The organism is Micromonospora kangleipakensis (assembly GCF_004217615.1).
GTDB classification, from domain to species: Bacteria; Actinomycetota; Actinomycetes; order Mycobacteriales; family Micromonosporaceae; genus Micromonospora; species Micromonospora kangleipakensis.
On the sequence record NZ_SHLD01000001.1, the window covers coordinates 738862 to 754826 of the forward strand.

General features: G+C 74.0%; 13 protein-coding genes. 6 read left to right on the top strand and 7 right to left on the bottom strand.

What is annotated here, in order from left to right; all coding sequences use genetic code 11:
• Positions 1 to 75: 75 nt before the first annotated feature.
• The gene (locus EV384_RS03620) at positions 76 to 3267 is read left to right on the top strand and encodes a UvrD-helicase domain-containing protein (protein ID WP_130330102.1); all 3192 of its coding nucleotides are present in this window, start codon (positions 76 to 78) and stop codon (positions 3265 to 3267) included.
• Between the two features lie 60 nt (positions 3268 to 3327).
• Here EV384_RS03620 and EV384_RS03625 read toward each other — a convergent pair whose 3' ends face one another.
• On the bottom strand, positions 3328 to 4368 hold the full coding sequence (locus EV384_RS03625; RefSeq protein WP_130330104.1) for an EamA family transporter: 1041 nt from the start codon (positions 4366 to 4368) through the stop codon (positions 3328 to 3330).
• A gap of 85 nt (positions 4369 to 4453) precedes the next feature.
• Between EV384_RS03625 and EV384_RS37180 the strand changes: the two genes are divergently transcribed.
• Positions 4454 to 5215, top strand: coding sequence for an LppU/SCO3897 family protein (locus EV384_RS37180; RefSeq protein WP_130330106.1), 762 nt, complete (start codon positions 4454 to 4456; stop codon positions 5213 to 5215).
• A gap of 139 nt (positions 5216 to 5354) precedes the next feature.
• Positions 5355 to 6590 (top strand): ATP-binding protein, encoded by a 1236-nt coding sequence (locus EV384_RS03635; RefSeq protein ID WP_130330108.1) that lies wholly within the window; start codon positions 5355 to 5357, stop codon positions 6588 to 6590.
• 18 nt (positions 6591 to 6608) lie between these two features.
• On the opposite strand, the gene EV384_RS03640 is transcribed toward EV384_RS03635, so the two are convergent.
• Positions 6609 to 7160 (bottom strand): GNAT family N-acetyltransferase, encoded by a 552-nt coding sequence (locus tag EV384_RS03640; RefSeq protein ID WP_130330110.1) that lies wholly within the window; start codon positions 7158 to 7160, stop codon positions 6609 to 6611.
• Between the two features lie 145 nt (positions 7161 to 7305).
• On the opposite strand from EV384_RS03640, the gene EV384_RS03645 reads away from it, so the two are divergent.
• Entirely contained in the window at positions 7306 to 7854 is a 549-nt protein-coding gene (locus tag EV384_RS03645) for a DoxX family protein (protein WP_130330112.1), read from the top strand.
• A 204-nt stretch (positions 7855 to 8058) separates the two neighbouring features.
• On the top strand, positions 8059 to 9504 hold the full coding sequence (locus EV384_RS03650; protein WP_130330114.1) for a glycosyltransferase 87 family protein: 1446 nt from the start codon (positions 8059 to 8061) through the stop codon (positions 9502 to 9504).
• A 52-nt stretch (positions 9505 to 9556) separates the two neighbouring features.
• Here the strand turns inward: EV384_RS03650 and EV384_RS03655 are convergent, their stop codons facing one another.
• From EV384_RS03655 to EV384_RS03675, 5 genes are read right to left on the bottom strand one after another with little or no spacing between them, the layout of a single operon-like run.
• Complete coding sequence (locus EV384_RS03655) at positions 9557 to 9970, bottom strand: molybdenum cofactor biosynthesis protein MoaE (RefSeq protein ID WP_423202943.1); 414 nt, start codon at positions 9968 to 9970, stop codon at positions 9557 to 9559.
• A gap of 14 nt (positions 9971 to 9984) precedes the next feature.
• Positions 9985 to 11244, bottom strand: a complete 1260-nt coding sequence (locus EV384_RS03660) for a molybdopterin molybdotransferase MoeA (protein ID WP_130330118.1) — start codon at positions 11242 to 11244, stop codon at positions 9985 to 9987.
• Positions 11245 to 11281: 37 nt separating this feature from the next.
• The gene (locus EV384_RS03665; RefSeq protein WP_130330120.1) at positions 11282 to 11752 is read right to left on the bottom strand and encodes a MogA/MoaB family molybdenum cofactor biosynthesis protein; all 471 of its coding nucleotides are present in this window, start codon (positions 11750 to 11752) and stop codon (positions 11282 to 11284) included.
• A complete protein-coding gene (gene moaC / locus EV384_RS03670; protein ID WP_130330122.1) occupies positions 11749 to 12240 on the bottom strand; it encodes a cyclic pyranopterin monophosphate synthase MoaC in 492 nt (163 codons plus the stop codon). Before moaC ends, EV384_RS03665 begins: the two co-directional genes overlap by 4 nt.
• 10 nt (positions 12241 to 12250) lie before the next feature.
• Positions 12251 to 12853, bottom strand: coding sequence for a hypothetical protein (locus EV384_RS03675; protein ID WP_130330124.1), 603 nt, complete (start codon positions 12851 to 12853; stop codon positions 12251 to 12253).
• Positions 12854 to 13339: 486 nt separating this feature from the next.
• Between EV384_RS03675 and EV384_RS03680 the strand changes: the two genes are divergently transcribed.
• On the top strand, positions 13340 to 15895 hold the full coding sequence (locus EV384_RS03680) for a putative bifunctional diguanylate cyclase/phosphodiesterase (protein WP_130330126.1): 2556 nt from the start codon (positions 13340 to 13342) through the stop codon (positions 15893 to 15895).
• The last annotated feature ends 70 nt before the right edge of the window (positions 15896 to 15965 follow it).

The following is a 15965-nucleotide window of genomic DNA, read 5'->3' on the forward strand; positions in this document are numbered from 1 at the left end:
CCAGCACCGCATTGCTCAGGTCACGCGTACGCGTGGCGGCGGGCGGGCGGTGCGCCGGCCGTGACAGGATGCGGCGTGCCTCCGTTCAGCGCCGCACCCCCCGGTGGCCTCCCGCCATTCGTCGCGGATCTGCACATCCACTCGAAGTACTCGCGGGCGTGCAGCCGTGACCTGACCCTGCCGAACCTCGGCTGGTGGGCCCGGCGCAAGGGCATCGGCGTACTCGGCACCGGCGACTTCACCCACCCCGCCTGGTACGACCACCTGCGCGAGACCCTGCATCCGGCCGAGCCGGGCCTGTACCGGCTGAGCCCGGAGGCGGAGCGGGACATCGCCCGCCGGCTGCCGCCCCGGCTGGCCAGCACGGCGGAGGCGGACCCGGTCCGGTTCATGCTCAGCGTGGAGATCTCCACGATCTACAAGCGGGACGACCGGACCCGCAAGGTGCACCACCTGATCTACCTGCCCGACCTGGACGCGGTGGCCCGGTTCAACGCCGCGCTGGGGCGGATCGGCAACCTGGGCTCGGACGGCCGGCCGATCCTCGGCCTGGACTCCCGGGACGTGCTGGAGATCACCCTGGCGGCCAGCCCGGACGGCTACCTGGTCCCCGCGCACATCTGGACGCCGTGGTTCTCCGCGCTCGGCTCGAAGTCCGGCTTCGACGCGATCGCCGACTGCTACGCGGACCTGGCCGAGCACATCTTCGCGGTGGAGACCGGCCTCTCCTCCGATCCGGAGATGAACTGGCGGGTCGGCAGCCTCGACCGCTACCAGCTCGTCTCGAACTCCGACGCGCACTCGCCGCCGGCGCTGGCCCGGGAGGCCACGGTCCTGAGCTCGGCCCGGGACTACTTCGCCATCCGGGAGGCGCTGCGGACCGGCGACGGGCTGGCCGGGACGATCGAGTTCTTCCCGGAAGAGGGGAAGTACCACGCGGACGGCCACCGGCTCTGCGGCGTGAACTGGTCGCCGGAGCGGACCCGGGAGGCGGGCGGGCGCTGCCCGGAGTGCGGCAAGCCGTTGACGGTGGGCGTCCTGAGCCGGGTCGAGGAGCTGGCCGACCGGCCGGCGGGGCACCGGCCCGCGCACGCCCGCCCGGTCACCCACCTGGTGCCGCTGGCCGAGATCCTCGGCGAGATCAACAAGGTGGGGGCCCGCGCCAAGAAGGTCGAGGGGAAGCTCAACGAGCTGGTCGCCGCGCTCGGCCCGGAGCTGGAGATCCTCACCGCCACCCCGCTGGACGAGGTGGGCCGGGTCGGCGGCGAGCTGCTCGCCGAGGGGATCGGCCGGCTGCGCCGCGGCGACGTGCGCCGGGTGCCGGGTTACGACGGCGAGTACGGCGTGATCACCCTCTTCGACCCGGCCGAGCTGGGCGGAGCCTCGACGGGGACGCAGGCGGAGACGCTCTTCGACGTACCCGTGCCGGCGCAGCGACGGCCCGCGGAGCCGGCGCCGAAGCCGAAGGCCCGGCGCCCGGCGGCGAAGGCCGAGCCGAAGCGGAAGGCCGCACCGCCACCGCCGCCGCCGATCGCGCCGGCGCCCTCCCCGCACGAGCCGTTCGAGCCGATGCTCGCCGGCATGGAGGAGGTCGGCACCGGCCTGCTGGACCGGCTGGACGCGATGCAGCGGGTGGCCGCCTCCGCGCCGGGCGGTCCGCTGCTGATCGTGGCCGGCCCGGGCACCGGCAAGACCCGGACGCTGACCCACCGGATCGCCTACCTCTGCGCGGAGCTGAACGTCTTCCCCGAGCAGTGCCTGGCGATCACCTTCACCCGGCGGGCCGCCGAGGAGCTGCGGCACCGGCTGGACGGCCTGCTCGGCCCGGTGGCCGAGGACGTCACCGTCGGCACCTTCCACTCCCTCGGGCTGGCCATCCTGCGGGAGAACGCCGAGGCGGCCGGCCTGCCGAAGGACTTCCGGATCGCCGACGACGCGGAACGCTCCGCGGCCCGCGCGGAGGCCGGCGACGACACGGCCCGCTACACCGCGCTGCTGCGCAAGCAGGACCTGGTGGACCTGGACGAGCTGCTCACCCTGCCGGTCGCGCTGCTGAAGGCCGACCGGAAGCTGGTCCGCGAGTACCGCGACCGCTGGCGCTGGATCTTCGTCGACGAGTACCAGGACGTCGACGCCGTCCAGTACGAGCTGCTGCGGCTGCTCAGCCCCGCCGACGGCAACCTCTGCGCGATCGGCGACCCGGACCAGGCGATCTACTCGTTCCGCGGCGCGGACGTCGGCTACTTCCTGCGCTTCTCGCAGGACTTCACCGACGCCCGGCTGGTCCGGCTGAACCGCAACTACCGCTCGTCGGCGCCGATCCTGGCCGCCGCCGTGCAGGCCATCGCGCCGTCGTCGCTGGTCCGCGGCCGCCGGCTGGACCCGGCCCGGCTCGACCCGGAGGCCCCGCTGGTCGGTCGCTACCCCGCGGCCTCCGTCTCCGACGAGGCCGATTTCGTGGTACGCACCGTCGACGAGCTGGTGGGCGGCCTCTCCCACCGGTCGCTGGACTCGGGCCGGATCGACGGGCGGTCGACCACGCTCTCGTTCTCCGACATCGCGGTGCTCTACCGCACGGACCAGCAGGCCGCGCCGATCGTGGACGCGCTGGCCCGGGCGAACATCCCGGTGCAGAAGCGCTCGCACGACCGGCTGCGGGACCGCCCCGGCGTGCTGGCGATCGCCCGGGAGCTGCGGCACGCCGACGGCCTCGACGGCTCGTTGCCCGCCCGGGTCCGGCTGGCCGGGCAGGTCCTCGCCGAGCGCTTCGCCATCCCCACCCTGGACGGCGCCGGCGCGGTACGCCCCGAGGACGTCCGGACGGCGGTCGACCTGCTCACTCCGCTGGCCCGTCGCTGCGGCGACGACCTGGAGCTGTTCCTCGCCCAGCTCGCCACCGGCGCGGAGGTGGACGCCCTCGACCCGCGCGCCGAGGCGGTCACCCTGCTCACCCTGCACGCGGCGAAGGGCCTGGAGTTCCCGGTGGTCTTCCTGGTCGGCGCCGAGGACGGGCTGCTGCCGCTGCGCTGGCCCGGCGCGGAGCCGGACGACGACGCGGTGGCCGAGGAGCGCCGGCTCTTCTTCGTCGGCCTGACCCGCGCCCAGGACCGGCTGTACGTCAGCCACGCCGCCCGCCGGGCCCGGCACGGCGCGGAACGCGAGTGCCGGCCGTCGCCGTTCCTCGACGTGATCGACCCGGGCCTGTTCGAACGCTTCGGCGACGCCGAGCCCCGCCGCCCGAGGGACCGCCAGCTCCGCCTGATCTGAGGCGGGTGGCGGTCGCCGGTACGCGTCGACCATCGTGGCCGCGCCGACCCCCGACGGGAATTACCGGCGGGCCGGCTCCGGGGCTGTCCCGTCCACCGGCCGGCGCGGACGTTCGGTGGTCACCACCAGCGCCACCCCGGCGACGATCACCGCCCCGCCGAGCAGCACCCGGGCGGTGACCGGCTCGGCGGCGAGCAGCGCGCCGAGCGCCACCGCGACCGCCGGGTTGACGTAGGCGTACGTGGCGACCAGGGAGATCGGCGCGTGGTGCAGCAGCCAGACGTACGCGGTGAAGGCGACCAGCGAACCGGCGACCATCAGGTACGCCAGCGCGGCCCAGGACCGGCCGGTCACCTCGGCCGGGGAGAAGCCGTGCCACTCGCCCCGTGCAGCGCCGGTCACGGCGAGCGCCACCGCGCCGGCGACCATCTCGTAGACCGTGGCCACGAAGGGGTCGGCCGGCATCCGCAGGCGTCCGGAGAGGAAGGATCCGACGGACCAGCAGGTGGCCGCCACGACCACGGTCAGCGCCCCGGCCAGCGGCACCGCCCCCGAACCGCCGGTGGGGAGCACGAGCAGGACCAGGCCGGCGAAGCCCAGGGTGACCCCGGCGAAGGTCCACCGCCCGGGCCGGTCGCCGCCGAGCGTACGGAGCAGCACCACCAGCAGCGGGACGGTCGCCACCAGCAGCGCGGCGATGCCGGAGGGCACGGCGACGCCGGCCGGACCGGACTCGGCGAGCACCACCAGGCCGTTGCCGCCGGCCAGCAGGAGCACCCCGACCAGCGCGGCCGAGCCGAGTTGCCGGCGGTCCACGCGGAGCGCGCCGGGGCCGCGCCGGATCCGCAGCACCGCCGCCAGCACCAGCGCGGCGGCGGCGAACCGGCCGGCCGCGGAGGTGAGCGGCGGCAGCGACTCGACCGCGATCCGGATGCCCAGGTAGGTGGAGCCCCACAGCACGTACACCAGGACCAGCGCGGTCCAGATCAGCGCGGGTCGGGTCGGCAGGGCGGGGTGGTGGACGTCGACCGGCCCGGCCGGCGCGGGCGCGGGGGCGGAACCGGGTCCGGACGATGTCGCACTTGGGGGGTGTGAGCTCATCGGTGGACCACGCTACGGTGACCACGGCGTCGGCGTCCCCCGTTGGTGGCCGGCCTCTCAACACTGGCGCACCAGGAGGGCGTTCATGACGAACTTCGGACCACCGGTCGGCGGCTCCCCGGAGCCGTGGGGTGGACGGCGGCCCGACGACGCGTACGCTCCGCCGGCCGACCCGCGGTACGACGCGCAGCCCGGCGGGTGGGGCGAGCCACCCACCCAGCGGTACGAGCCGACGGCGGGGACGGGTTGGGAGGGGCAGCCGCCGCGGCAGCCCACCTACGCCTCCGCGCACCAGCCCTACCAGCCGGCCGCCCAGGGGTACCCGCCTGCCGGGCAGCCCGGTTACCCGCCGGCCGGGCCGTACGTCGGCGACGGTCAGCCGTACGCCGATCCGCCGCCCCCGCCGAAGCGCGGCAAGGGCCCGCTGATCGCGGTACTCGCCGTGCTGGCGGTGCTCGTCCTCGGCGGCGCGGCGACCCTCTACCTGCTCGGCCGGGACGACGCGGCCCCGCAGGCGGGGACGACCCAGCCCCCGGCCACGGAACCGTCGGCGGCGGTGACCGAGCCGGCCACCACCGCGCCGGCGCCGGCGTCCTCGGCGGATCCCCGGTTCGTCAAGGCGGGGCAGTGCGTGCGCAACGAGAGTCCGGCTGGCGGCAAGCCGAAGCTGCTGATCAGCAAGTGCGGCGCGAGGACGTACCAGGTGCTGCGCCGCTACGACGGCGCGACCAGCGGGGAGAAGGACGCCCAGGCCAAGTGCGCCAAGGTCGACGGCTACACCAACTGGTACTTCTTCGACAGCGAGCTGGACACCCTCGACTTCGTCCTCTGCCTCAAGCAGCGCTGATCCCACCCGTAGGCAAAACTAGGGCTGTCTAGCGTGGATGCTAGACAGCCCTAGTTTCGTCTCGACGGCTCCGACACGCCAGTAGGCTCATCTATCCATGTCTAGCCCCGCGGCTAGACGGCCCGATACTCTGCGATGCGTGGATCCGGTCCGCAACCCGTACGCCCCGGGCGCCGGGCAGCGCCCGCCCGAGCTCGCCGGGCGGGGGCGGGAGCTGGACGTCTTCGACGTGGTGCTGGAACGCATCGCCCGGGGCCGCCCCGAGCGCAGCCTGATGCTCACCGGCCTGCGCGGCGTCGGCAAGACGGTCCTGCTCAACACCCTCCGCTCGCAGGCGATCAACCACCTCTGGGGCACCGGCAAGATCGAGGCCCGCCCGGACCAGTCGCTGCGCCGGCCGGTCGCCGCCGCCCTGCACATGGCGGTCCGCGAACTCGCGCCCCGGCACCGCGCGCCGGACCGGATCGACGGCTTCCTCGGCGTGCTCAAGGCGTTCGCCCAGCGCTCCGCGCCGAACGGACGCGGCGCGGCCGGGCCCCGGCTGCGCGACCGCTGGCAACCCGGCATCGACGTGCCGGCCAGCAGCGGCCGGGCCGACTCCGGGGACATCGAGATCGACCTGGTCGAGCTGCTCACCGACGCCGCGGCGGTCGCCACCGACGTGGGCACCGGCGTCGCGGTCTTCATCGACGAGATGCAGGACCTCGGCGCGGAGGACGTCTCCGCGCTCTGCGCCGCCTGCCACGAGCTGTCCCAGCTCGGCGCGCCGCTGATCGTGGTCGGCGCCGGGCTGCCGCACCTGCCGGCCGTGCTCAGCGCCGCCAAGTCGTACTCCGAACGGCTCTTCCGCTACCAGCGGATCGACCGGCTGGACCGGATCGCCGCCGACCAGGCGCTCTGCGCCCCGGCCGAGCGCGAGGAGGTCGAGTACGAGCAGAAGGCGCTCGACCTGCTCTACGAGAAGTCCGGCGGCTACCCCTACTTCGTCCAGGCGTACGGGAAGGCGACCTGGGACCACGCTCCCCGCTCGCCGATCACCGCCGCCGACGTCCGGGTCGCCGCCCCGGAGGCCGAGGCGGAGCTGGCCGTCGGCTTCTTCGGCTCCCGGTTCGAGCGGGCCACCCCGGCCGAGCGCGAGTACATGCGGGCGATGGCGACGCTCTCCCTGGTCGAGGGGGAGGAGAGCGGGCGCGACGACATGGACGCCGCGGTGCCCACCGCGGATATCGCCCGCTCGCTCGGGCGCAAGCCGGCGAGCCTGTCGCCGGCCCGGGACGCGCTGATCAAGAAGGGGCTGATCTACTCCGGGGAGCGGGGCACGGTCGCCTTCACCGTCCCGCACTTCGGCCGCTACCTACGCACCCAGCCGGCCTGACCGGGGCCACCGCCGGGGTCAGACCTTGGCCCAGGGCGGCGGGAAGATCACCTCGCCGCGCGGCGGCGGGGCCTCGCCGCTGGTCGACGGGGGCAGCGCCAGCGCCTGCCACGGCTCCCCGAGCCCCGACCAGGGACTGGTCAGCCCCATCCGGTCGGCCCGTTCGAAGCCGAAGCGGCGGTAGAAGGCCGGGTCACCGAGCACCACCACCAGCCGCTCGCCCAGCTCGGTCGCGGCGTCCAGCGCCGCCTGCACCACCGCCGTGCCGTGGCCGATCCGCTGCCGGTGCGGCGCGACCGCCACCGGGCCGAGCGCCAGCGCCGGCGCCGGCGCCGCGTCGCCGTCCGACCGGACCCGGACCCGGGTCAGCAGCGCGTAACCGACCACCTCGCCGCCGTACTCGGCGACCATGGCCAGTTCGGGTATCCAGGCGTCGCTGTGCCGCAGTTCGTCGACCAGCTCCACCTCGGGCGGGGTGGCCACGTCGGGCCGGGCGAAGGCGGCGGCCAGCACCCGGGCGACCGGCGCCTCGTCCGCCGGGTCCTCTGGTCGCAGCCGAAGGGTGGTCACCCGCGCGACCTTACCGGCCCGCGCCCGTCCATCCGTGACGGTCGCTGGAATTCGATGTGCGCGGGTTTCGCTGAACGTCCATGTCGGCCGATCCCTTTCGGGTGTTGCCGGGGTAGCGGGCTCCGACACGGGGTATGACTGAGCCATGAAACCCGTGCGCTCCCTCGCCCGTGTCATGTTGAGCGGAATCTTCGTGGTCAGCGGCGTCCGCAACTTCCAGAATCCCGGTCGCCTGGCCCCGGCCGCCAAGCCGGTCACCGACCGGGTCGCGCCCCTGCTCCAGAAGAACGTCCACCCCCGGTTCCCGACCGACGCCGAGACGCTGGTCCGGATCAACTCGGCCACCCAGCTCGTCGCTGGCCTGATGCTGGCCACCGGCAAGTTCACCCGACCGGCCGCGCTGGTCCTCGCCGGCAGCCTGGTGCCGGTGACCGTGGCCGGCCATCCCTTCTGGACCAACGACGACCCGGCGGCGCGGAACAACAACCAGGTCCACTTCCTGAAGAACCTCGGCCTCTGCGGCGGGCTGCTGCTCGCCGCCGCCGACACCGAGGGCAAGCCCGGGCTGCGCTGGCGCGCCGGCCACCGGATCGGCCACTCCCGACGTTCGGTGCAGCGGGTCGTCCGGACCGCCCGCCGGGAGGCGAAGATCGCTGCCCGCTCGGCGGCCACCGCCCGCCGACTCCCGGGTTGACCTGCGTCAATACGGCCGCCACCCCCCGCAAGGCCGCGAATTACCTGAACCACCCGACACCCGTTAACGCGGTGGAAATGTCAAAAACATGTGTGGGATCGGACACGGTCGCATAACGCGGGAGGCAACGACGTGAGGCGCCGTTCTAGGCTCCGTGCAGGACCTGGACGGGTAGGACGACCTTGGTACGGGGGGGGCCACGCCATGCCGGCGACCGTCGGTAGACGGATGGGCCGCCTCGCCCCAGTCCATCACGTGACACGTGGGATCGATCGCAGGACAGTCGTACGGACCGGCATCGTGGCCGCCGTCGCCTACGCCGCATGGCTCGCCATCGGCGCGTTCGGGCGGCCGTACAACTTCTTCGACATGAAGATCTACCACGGTGCCGTGGTGTGGTGGGCGAGCGGCAACGAGCTGTACGACTTCATCGCACCCTCAACGACGCTGGGTTTCACCTACCCGCCCTTCGCCGGTCTGGTCATGCTGCCGATGTCCTGGCTGCCGGTCGAGGCCGCCGGCTGGCTCAACGCGCTGGCCAGCATCGGCGCGGTGGCGGTCGTCCTGGCCGCGCTGCTGCGCCCGATCGTCGACCGGCTGGGCTGGCCGCTCTGGTTCACCGTGGGCATCGCCACGCCGATGGCCGTCGCCATCGAGCCGGCCCGGGAGACCCTCGGCTACGGCCAGGTCAACCTGCTGCTCTTCGCCCTGATCATGGCGGACCTGGTCGGCCTGCGCTGGCGGGCGAGGCGGGGCACCCATCACGACACCGCCGACTCGGCGCTGGCCCGCTTCGTCTACAGCGGCACCTGGGCCGGCGCCGGGATCGGCCTGGCCACCGCGGTCAAGCTGACGCCCGCGCTCTTCATCGCGTACCTGATGATCACCCGCCAGTGGCGGGCGGCGCTGACCGCGGTCGGCACCACGATCGGCGTGACCCTCGGGACGTTCGCGCTGGTCGGCGAGGAGTCACGGACGTACTTCAGCAGCGTGCTCTGGCAGACCGAGCGGGTCGGCGCGGCGGACATGACCCCCAACCAGTCACTGGCGGGCCTGCTGGCGCGGCTCTACGACTCGATCGAGACGCCCGGCCTGCTCTGGCTGGCCTTCGCGGTGCTGGTCCTGGCGCTCGGGCTGTCCCGGGCCGCCGCCGCCCGGGCCGACGGCGACGAGCTGACCGCGTTCACCCTGGTCGGGCTCACCGCCAACGTGATCAGCCCGATCTCCTGGTCGCACCACCTGGTCTGGGTCATCCCGGCGATCATCGTGCTGGCCGACGCGGCGGTCCGCCGCCACGAGGCGAGCCGCGGCCTGCTGCCCCGGGTCAGCTCGTCGGCGACGGCCGGTGGGGTGCCGGGGGTCAACGCGCTGCGCCCGCCGATCTGGTACCCGGCGCTCACCGGCCTGCGGCACGCCGTCGCCGCGATCGGCCTCTACCTGCTCTTCCTGGTCTCGCCCATCTGGCCGTACGAGCACCAACTCCCCGAGGTGTCGCACTACCAGGACGGCCTGTCCGGCGCGCTGATGGAGAACTCGCTGGCGATCGCCCTGATCGTGCTGGTCGCGGCGCTGCCCTGGCGGCCGGGCGCGGAGCCGGCGTTCTACAACGACCGGCCGCTGCGCGCCGCCCAGCTCACCGGTCGCCGCTGACCGTTCCACCGGGACGGCGACCGCTCACACCGGTCCGGTCGGGCTCGGCCGCTCAGGGGCAGTTCACCCACTCCTCGGTGCCGTCGGCGAAGACCTGCCGCTTCCAGATCGGCAGCCGCGCCTTCACCTCGTCGACGAGGCGGGCGCAGGCCGCGAACGCGGCGGCCCGGTGGGCGGTGCTGACCGCCGCGACGAGGGCCACGTCGCCGATCTCCAGCGGGCCGATCCGGTGCGAGACGGCGACCGCGTACACGTCCGGCTCGGCGGCGATCTCGGCGGCGACCTCCCGCAGCACGGCCTCGGCGCTCGGATGACCCTCGTACTCGAGGCTGGTCACCGGACGGCCGTGGTCGTGGTCGCGGACCACGCCCTGGAAGGAGACGATCGCGCCGGTCCGCCGGTCGGCGACCGCCGCCTCGTGGGCGGCGAGGTCGAGCGGCTGGTCGGTGACGGTGCCGTGGGCCATCGTCCCGGCGGGGCTCACCATGTCCGCTCCCCGGGGGCCAACGGCAGCGGCACGATCGGCACCCGGACCCCGGCCTCGCCGCTGGTGCCGGGGCGGATCACCGCGAAGCCGTCCGCGCCGGCCAGGCCGCGCAGCATCGCCGAGCCGACGTGGCGGACCGGATGGGCCGTGCCGGCGGCCCGGTCCAGCCGGACCAGGGCGAGGTGGGTGTAGTCGCCCCGGCCGGGCACCGGCTCGGCGAGGGTGGCCAGCGGCAGCGCCGGCATCGGTCGCCCCTGCAGACCGGCGAGGAGCGGCGCGACCAGCGAGACCAGCGCGACGATGGCGGACTGCGGGTTGCCGGGCAGGCCGGCGACGAACCGCACCCGGCCGTCCGCGTCGACCAGCCGGGCCAGCAGCATCGGGAAGCCGGGGCGGACCGCGACGGTGTTGACGACGTAGTCGGCGCCGAGCGCCTCCAACGTCGGGTGCAGGTGGTCGACCGGCCCGTGCATGGTGCCGCCGGTGGTGCAGACCAGGTCGGCGTTGGCGAGCGCCGCGCGCAGGGCGGCCACGTGGGCGGGGAGGGTGTCCGCCACCGGGCCGACCACGTCGGCCGGGCGGACCTGGCAGCCGTACCGGCGCAGCCAGGCGGGGACCGCCGGGCCGAGGGCGTCCCGGACCCGGCCGGCGGCCGGCGGGCCGGAGGTCAGCAGCTCGTCGCCGAAGACCAGCAGCGCGGCGCGGGGCTGCCGGCGGACCCGCAGGGTGTCGTGGCCGCAGGAGGCGGCCAGCCCGATCAGCGCCGGGTCGACCGGGCTGCCGGCGGGAAGCAACTCCTCCCCGGCGTACGCCTCCTCGCCCGGCTGGCGCCACTCCGGCGCGGGCCGGGGCGTGCCGGCGACCCGGCCGTCGGCGGTCCGGGTGGACTCCTCGATCCGCAGGATGGCGGTGGTTCCCTCCGGGACCATCGCGCCGGTGGCGATCTCGACGGTGGTGCCGTCGGCGGTCAGCGGCGACGGGGTGTTCCCGGCGAGCACCCGCCCCACGACCTCCCACGGGCCGTCCCCGCGCACCGCCCAGCCGTCGACGCTGGAGGTGGGGAACGCGGGCAGGTCCGTCCGGGTGGTCAGCGGCTCGGCGAGGGTGTGGCCGTCGGTGTCGGCGATCGGCCGGTTGACGGCGGGAAGCGCGGCGGCGAGGCCGACGGCGTACACCCGGGAGCGGGCCTCCTCCCAGCCGGCCGGCGGCGGCGCGGCGACCTGGGCCGCCGCGGCTGCGGTTTCCGTGCTCATCCGGCGAGCCTATCGCCGGCCGGGCGGGCGCGCGCCGTCAGTGGTCGCCGCCGCGGAGCTGGTCGACGGCGTGGGTGAGGATCGGCCCCAGCACGGCGAGCCCGTCCTTCGCGCCGCCGGTCGACCCGGGCAGGTTGACCACCAGCATCCGGCCCGCCACCCCGGCGACCCCCCGGGAGAGCGCGGAGGTGGGGACCCGGTCCCGGCTGTGCGCCCGGATGGCTTCGGCGATGCCGGGGATCTCGTAGTCGAGCAGGGCCCGGGTCACGTCCGGCGTCCGGTCGGTCGGGGTGATGCCGGTCCCGCCGCTGGTCAGCACGACGTCGACGCCGTCGGCCCGGGCCGCCCGCAGCGCCTCGCCGACCGGGTCGCCGTCCGGCACCACGACCGGCTCGTCGACCTGGCAACCCAGCTCGCGCAGGCCGGCGACGAGCAGCGGACCGCTGGTGTCGGCGTAGACGCCGGCGGCCGCCCGGTTGGAGGCGACCACCACCCGGGCCCGGATCACGGCCGGTCCTCCGGCCGCACCCACTCGCCGGTCTTGCCGCCTTCCTTGCGGAGCACCCGGACCGCGTCCACGCTGGCCGCCGGGTCGACGGCCTTGACCATGTCGACCAGGGCGAGGCCGGCGACGGCCACCGCGGTCAGCGCCTCCATCTCGACCCCGGTCCGGTCGGCGGTTCGCGCGGTGGCGGTGATCTCCACCGTGTCGCTGGTGAGCCGCAGGTCGACGGTGACGCCGTGCAGGGCGATGGGGTGGCAGAGCGGGATCAGGTCGGGGGTGCGCTTGGCACCCATGATCCCGGCCAGCCGCCCGACGGCGAGCGCGTCGCCCTTGGGCAGGCCGTCGCGGCGCAGCAGGTCGACGACCTCGGCGGTGGTGCGGAGCCGGCCGGCGGCAACGGCGAGCCGGCCGGAGACCGGCTTGGCGGAGACGTCGACCATCCGGGCCGCGCCGGCCGGGTCGACGTGGGTGAGCTGCGCGGGTTCGGTCACGGCCGCGAGCCTATCTTTCGGGTACGACCCCTGCCGCGATGCGCGGGAGGTGCGTGGCGCGGTCGCTGAGCGCACCCGGGTGCCTTCGGAGGACCCTGGCGAGGCCCGCGACCAAAAATCGACAAGGAGCGTTTTGCTGCCGAGTGCGTTCACAATGTCGAAGTCGCTCGCATAGCTTCACCAGGAAGGGGTGCAGCCGATAGACCTCCAGGTAGCGCCGCGATCGGTTGGGCGGGACGGCGAGCACAGCCAGGACCGCGCCGTCCGGCAACCCGGCCGCTACCGAGCCCGTGCCCGCGTCCATGCGCGCGGACCAGCGGCGTTCCGCAAATGTCGCCGAGGCGGCGGAGAAGGTGCGGACATTGACCACCGCCGAAGTAGGGGTCGGCTCCGCCCACAGTTCGTGAACCAACTCGTCCACCATGGCCATCCGTGCGCCGTTGACCGCCAGCATGGCAGGGACAAGCTGCTGTTCCGGCGTGCCGAGACGCGGCTCTCCCACCGAGCCGTACCGTCCGGCCATCCGGGAGCTGAGTTTCCGGAAGGCCGACTCCGGCTTCAGCCTGCACAAATGAGCCCGCTTCGCACGCTGGCGATCGTCGTGGAATTCCACCGTCAGGCGCTGCGGGAGGTGGGCGGGGCCCGGCGGGTCCGCGGTTCGTACGCAACGCCGTGAAAGGCCGCCCGAACTGCTGATGAGACTCGCTCGGAAACCCGCAAGGCTGATGGCAGTCCGCGGCCCGGCCAACACCGCCGGGATTGCACTGGGCAACCGGGCCGACACTTTTCGCATAGGGGTGGACGCTCTCCGCACAACCGCTATGGACAGAACGTCATGAAGCACCACAGTGTTGGCTAATCTTGCGCATAGCGACATTATGCCTTCTAAATATGCCCTTGCGGCTCCTAATCTGTCTTTCGAAGGGTAACGGGTCCTATCGGACCTTTCGAGAGACGATCCGGAGGGAGTCACGCGATGCGCGGCAGCGAGTGGCACTGACGCAAGGCTTCACGCAGGGAACCTCCCACGGTAGGCTCCCGGCATCAACGATGCTGGTTGATGCCGGCCAGGCTTCAGCCATTCAGCCAGTGGAGCTGAATGAGCCACACCGACGGACGACGTGTTGTTGGGACCGATCGGCACCTTGTGACGCTCGTCGGTCTCATCGTCGTCCTTGCCTCGGTCGCGACGGTTTCCGCATTCCTCTTCTTCCTGCGAGACGTACCCAGTTCCGTCCGGGATGTCGCCACCCTGATCACGCTGACCTTCATGATCGCGGTCAGCGTGATCGTCAAGACACCCGTACGGATACGCTCCACGACACTCGCCATCGCCTGGGTCGAGACCGCCATCGTGATCGGAGTGGCGGTCGCGCCCTGGCCGTGGGTCATTCTGAGCACCTGCGTCGGGGTCGCGGCGGCCTCCGCGATACTGCATCTCCCCGCGATCAAGACGGCCTTCGGCGTAGGCAAGAACATCCTCATCGCGGCCGGCGCCGCAGCAACGGTCGCCGTGCTGGACTGGCACTGGTCGTCGACCTCGGTCGGAGAGCTCGTCGGCGCGCTGGGCGCCACCTATCTTGTTGCCGCGGTTCTTGACGACGTGCTGGCCATGCCCGTCATCGCGCTCGCCTCCGGTACCAGGATCTCCCGCCAGTTCCGCAGCAACCTCGACCTCCGGATCGCCGGCTTCGCCGTCCGGTTCGTGGTGGCCGTCTGCACCCTGCTCATCCTCCGCGTCGACCCCCGGCTGCTGCTCGCCGTGCCACCGCTGGTGCTCAGCCTGCATCTCGCGTATTCCACCCGGATCCGGACCCGCACCGAACAGCAGGCCTGGCAGCGGCTCGCCCGGACCACCGACGCGCTCAACGTGGTCGACCTGGACCAGGTGCTGACCACCGCCGTCACCCAGGCCGCCGAACTCTTCTCCGCCGACGAGGTCGAGATCGAGCTGCGCGACGGCGCCCGCACCGTGCGCGGCACCACCGCCGGCATCCGGCACGACGGCGACGGCGCCGAGCCGAGCGCGGTCGGCGGGACCGTCATCCCGGCTCCGCTGGAGGGGCACGACCGGGCCGTCGACCTCGGCGTGCTGCGGCTGCGCTTCGCCGGACCGGTCGAGCTCTCCGAGCGGGAGCAGTACACGCTGCGGACGTTCGCCTCCGCCCTCTGCACCGCGGTGCGCAACGCGCAGGCGTACGCCGAGCTGGCCCGGGTCGCCGAGGAGCACGCGCACGACGCCACCCACGACGCCCTGACCGGGCTGGCCAACCGGCGCCAGCTGCTCGACGAGGGCACCCAGCAGCTCACCAGCCGGCACGCCGACGGGGTGACCGCGCTGGTGCTGATCGACCTCAACCACTTCAAGGAGGTCAACGACACGCTCGGACACGGCGCCGGGGACCGGGTGCTGATGCAGGTCGCCGACCGGCTGCGCGGCGCGACCCGCCCCGGCGACCTGGTGGCCCGGCTCGGCGGGGACGAGTTCGCCGTGCTGCTGCGGGGGCTGCCCGCCCCGGCGGTCGCCGCGCACCGGGCGGACGCCCTGCTGGCCGCCCTGCACGAGCCGCTCCACCTGGACAGCATGCGGATCAGCGTGGAGGCCAGCGGCGGCATCGCTGTCGCGCCGGCCACCGGCGGGATGACCGAGCTGCTGCGCCGCGCCGACGTGGCGATGTACCAGGCCAAGCGCGCCGGCCAGCGGATCTCCACGTACGCGCCGACCCGGGACACCGCCGACCTCGGCCGGCTCACCCTCGGCGGTGAGCTGCCCCGGGCGGTGGCCGACCACGAGTTCACCGTCAACTTCCAGCCGATCGTCGACCTGGCCAGCGGCGAGGTCACCGGCGCGGAGGCGCTGGCCCGCTGGCACCACCCGACGCACGGCATCATCGATCCGCTGCGCTTCCTGGAGGCGGTGGAGCGCTCCGGCCTGCTGCCCGCGTTCGCGGAGGCGATCCTCGACCAGGCGCTGATCGCGGCCGGCAGTTGGCGCGCCGCCGGTTTCGACCTGCCGGTGTCGGTGAACGTCTCACCGCGGAGCCTGCTCGACGCCCGCTTCCCCGGGGCCGTGCTGGCCCGGCTGCGGGCGCACGACCTGCCGCCCGACCGGCTGGTGCTGGAGCTGACGGAGACCCTGACGCTCAGCCAGCTCGACGTGGTCGACCGGGTGCTCAGCCGGCTGCGCGACTCCGGCGTCCGGCTCGCCCTCGACGACTTCGGCACCGGCTACTCCTCGCTCTCCCTGCTCTCCCGCATCCCGGTGCACGAGCTGAAGATCGACCGCAGCTTCGTGACCGCGATGGAGACCTCGGCCGAGGCCGCCGCGGTGATCCGCTCCACCCTGGACCTCGGCCGCAGCCTCGACCTGGCCGTGGTCGCCGAGGGCGTGGAGAGCGAGCCGCAGCGGCGGGCGCTGTGGGAGTTGGGCTGCGGCGCCGGGCAGGGCCACCTCTTCGCCCGGCCGCTGCCGTCCGGTTCGCTGCTCGCCGCCCTCCGGCGCGGCGCGGGCGGGCGCCCGGGCACCCTGGCGCCTCCGCTGCACGACGCGGGCGCGGTGATCCGCCTGCCCGGCCGCCGCCAGGGCGGTCGCGGCCGGACGGCCAGCTCCCCGCCCACCACCGGCCAGACCGCCGACGAGTCCCGGCGGCGCTGACCGGCCAGCTCCGGGTCGCGCCCCCGAGCGCCGGGCGGCGCGGCGGCCACGGTCTGCGAGACTGGCCGGC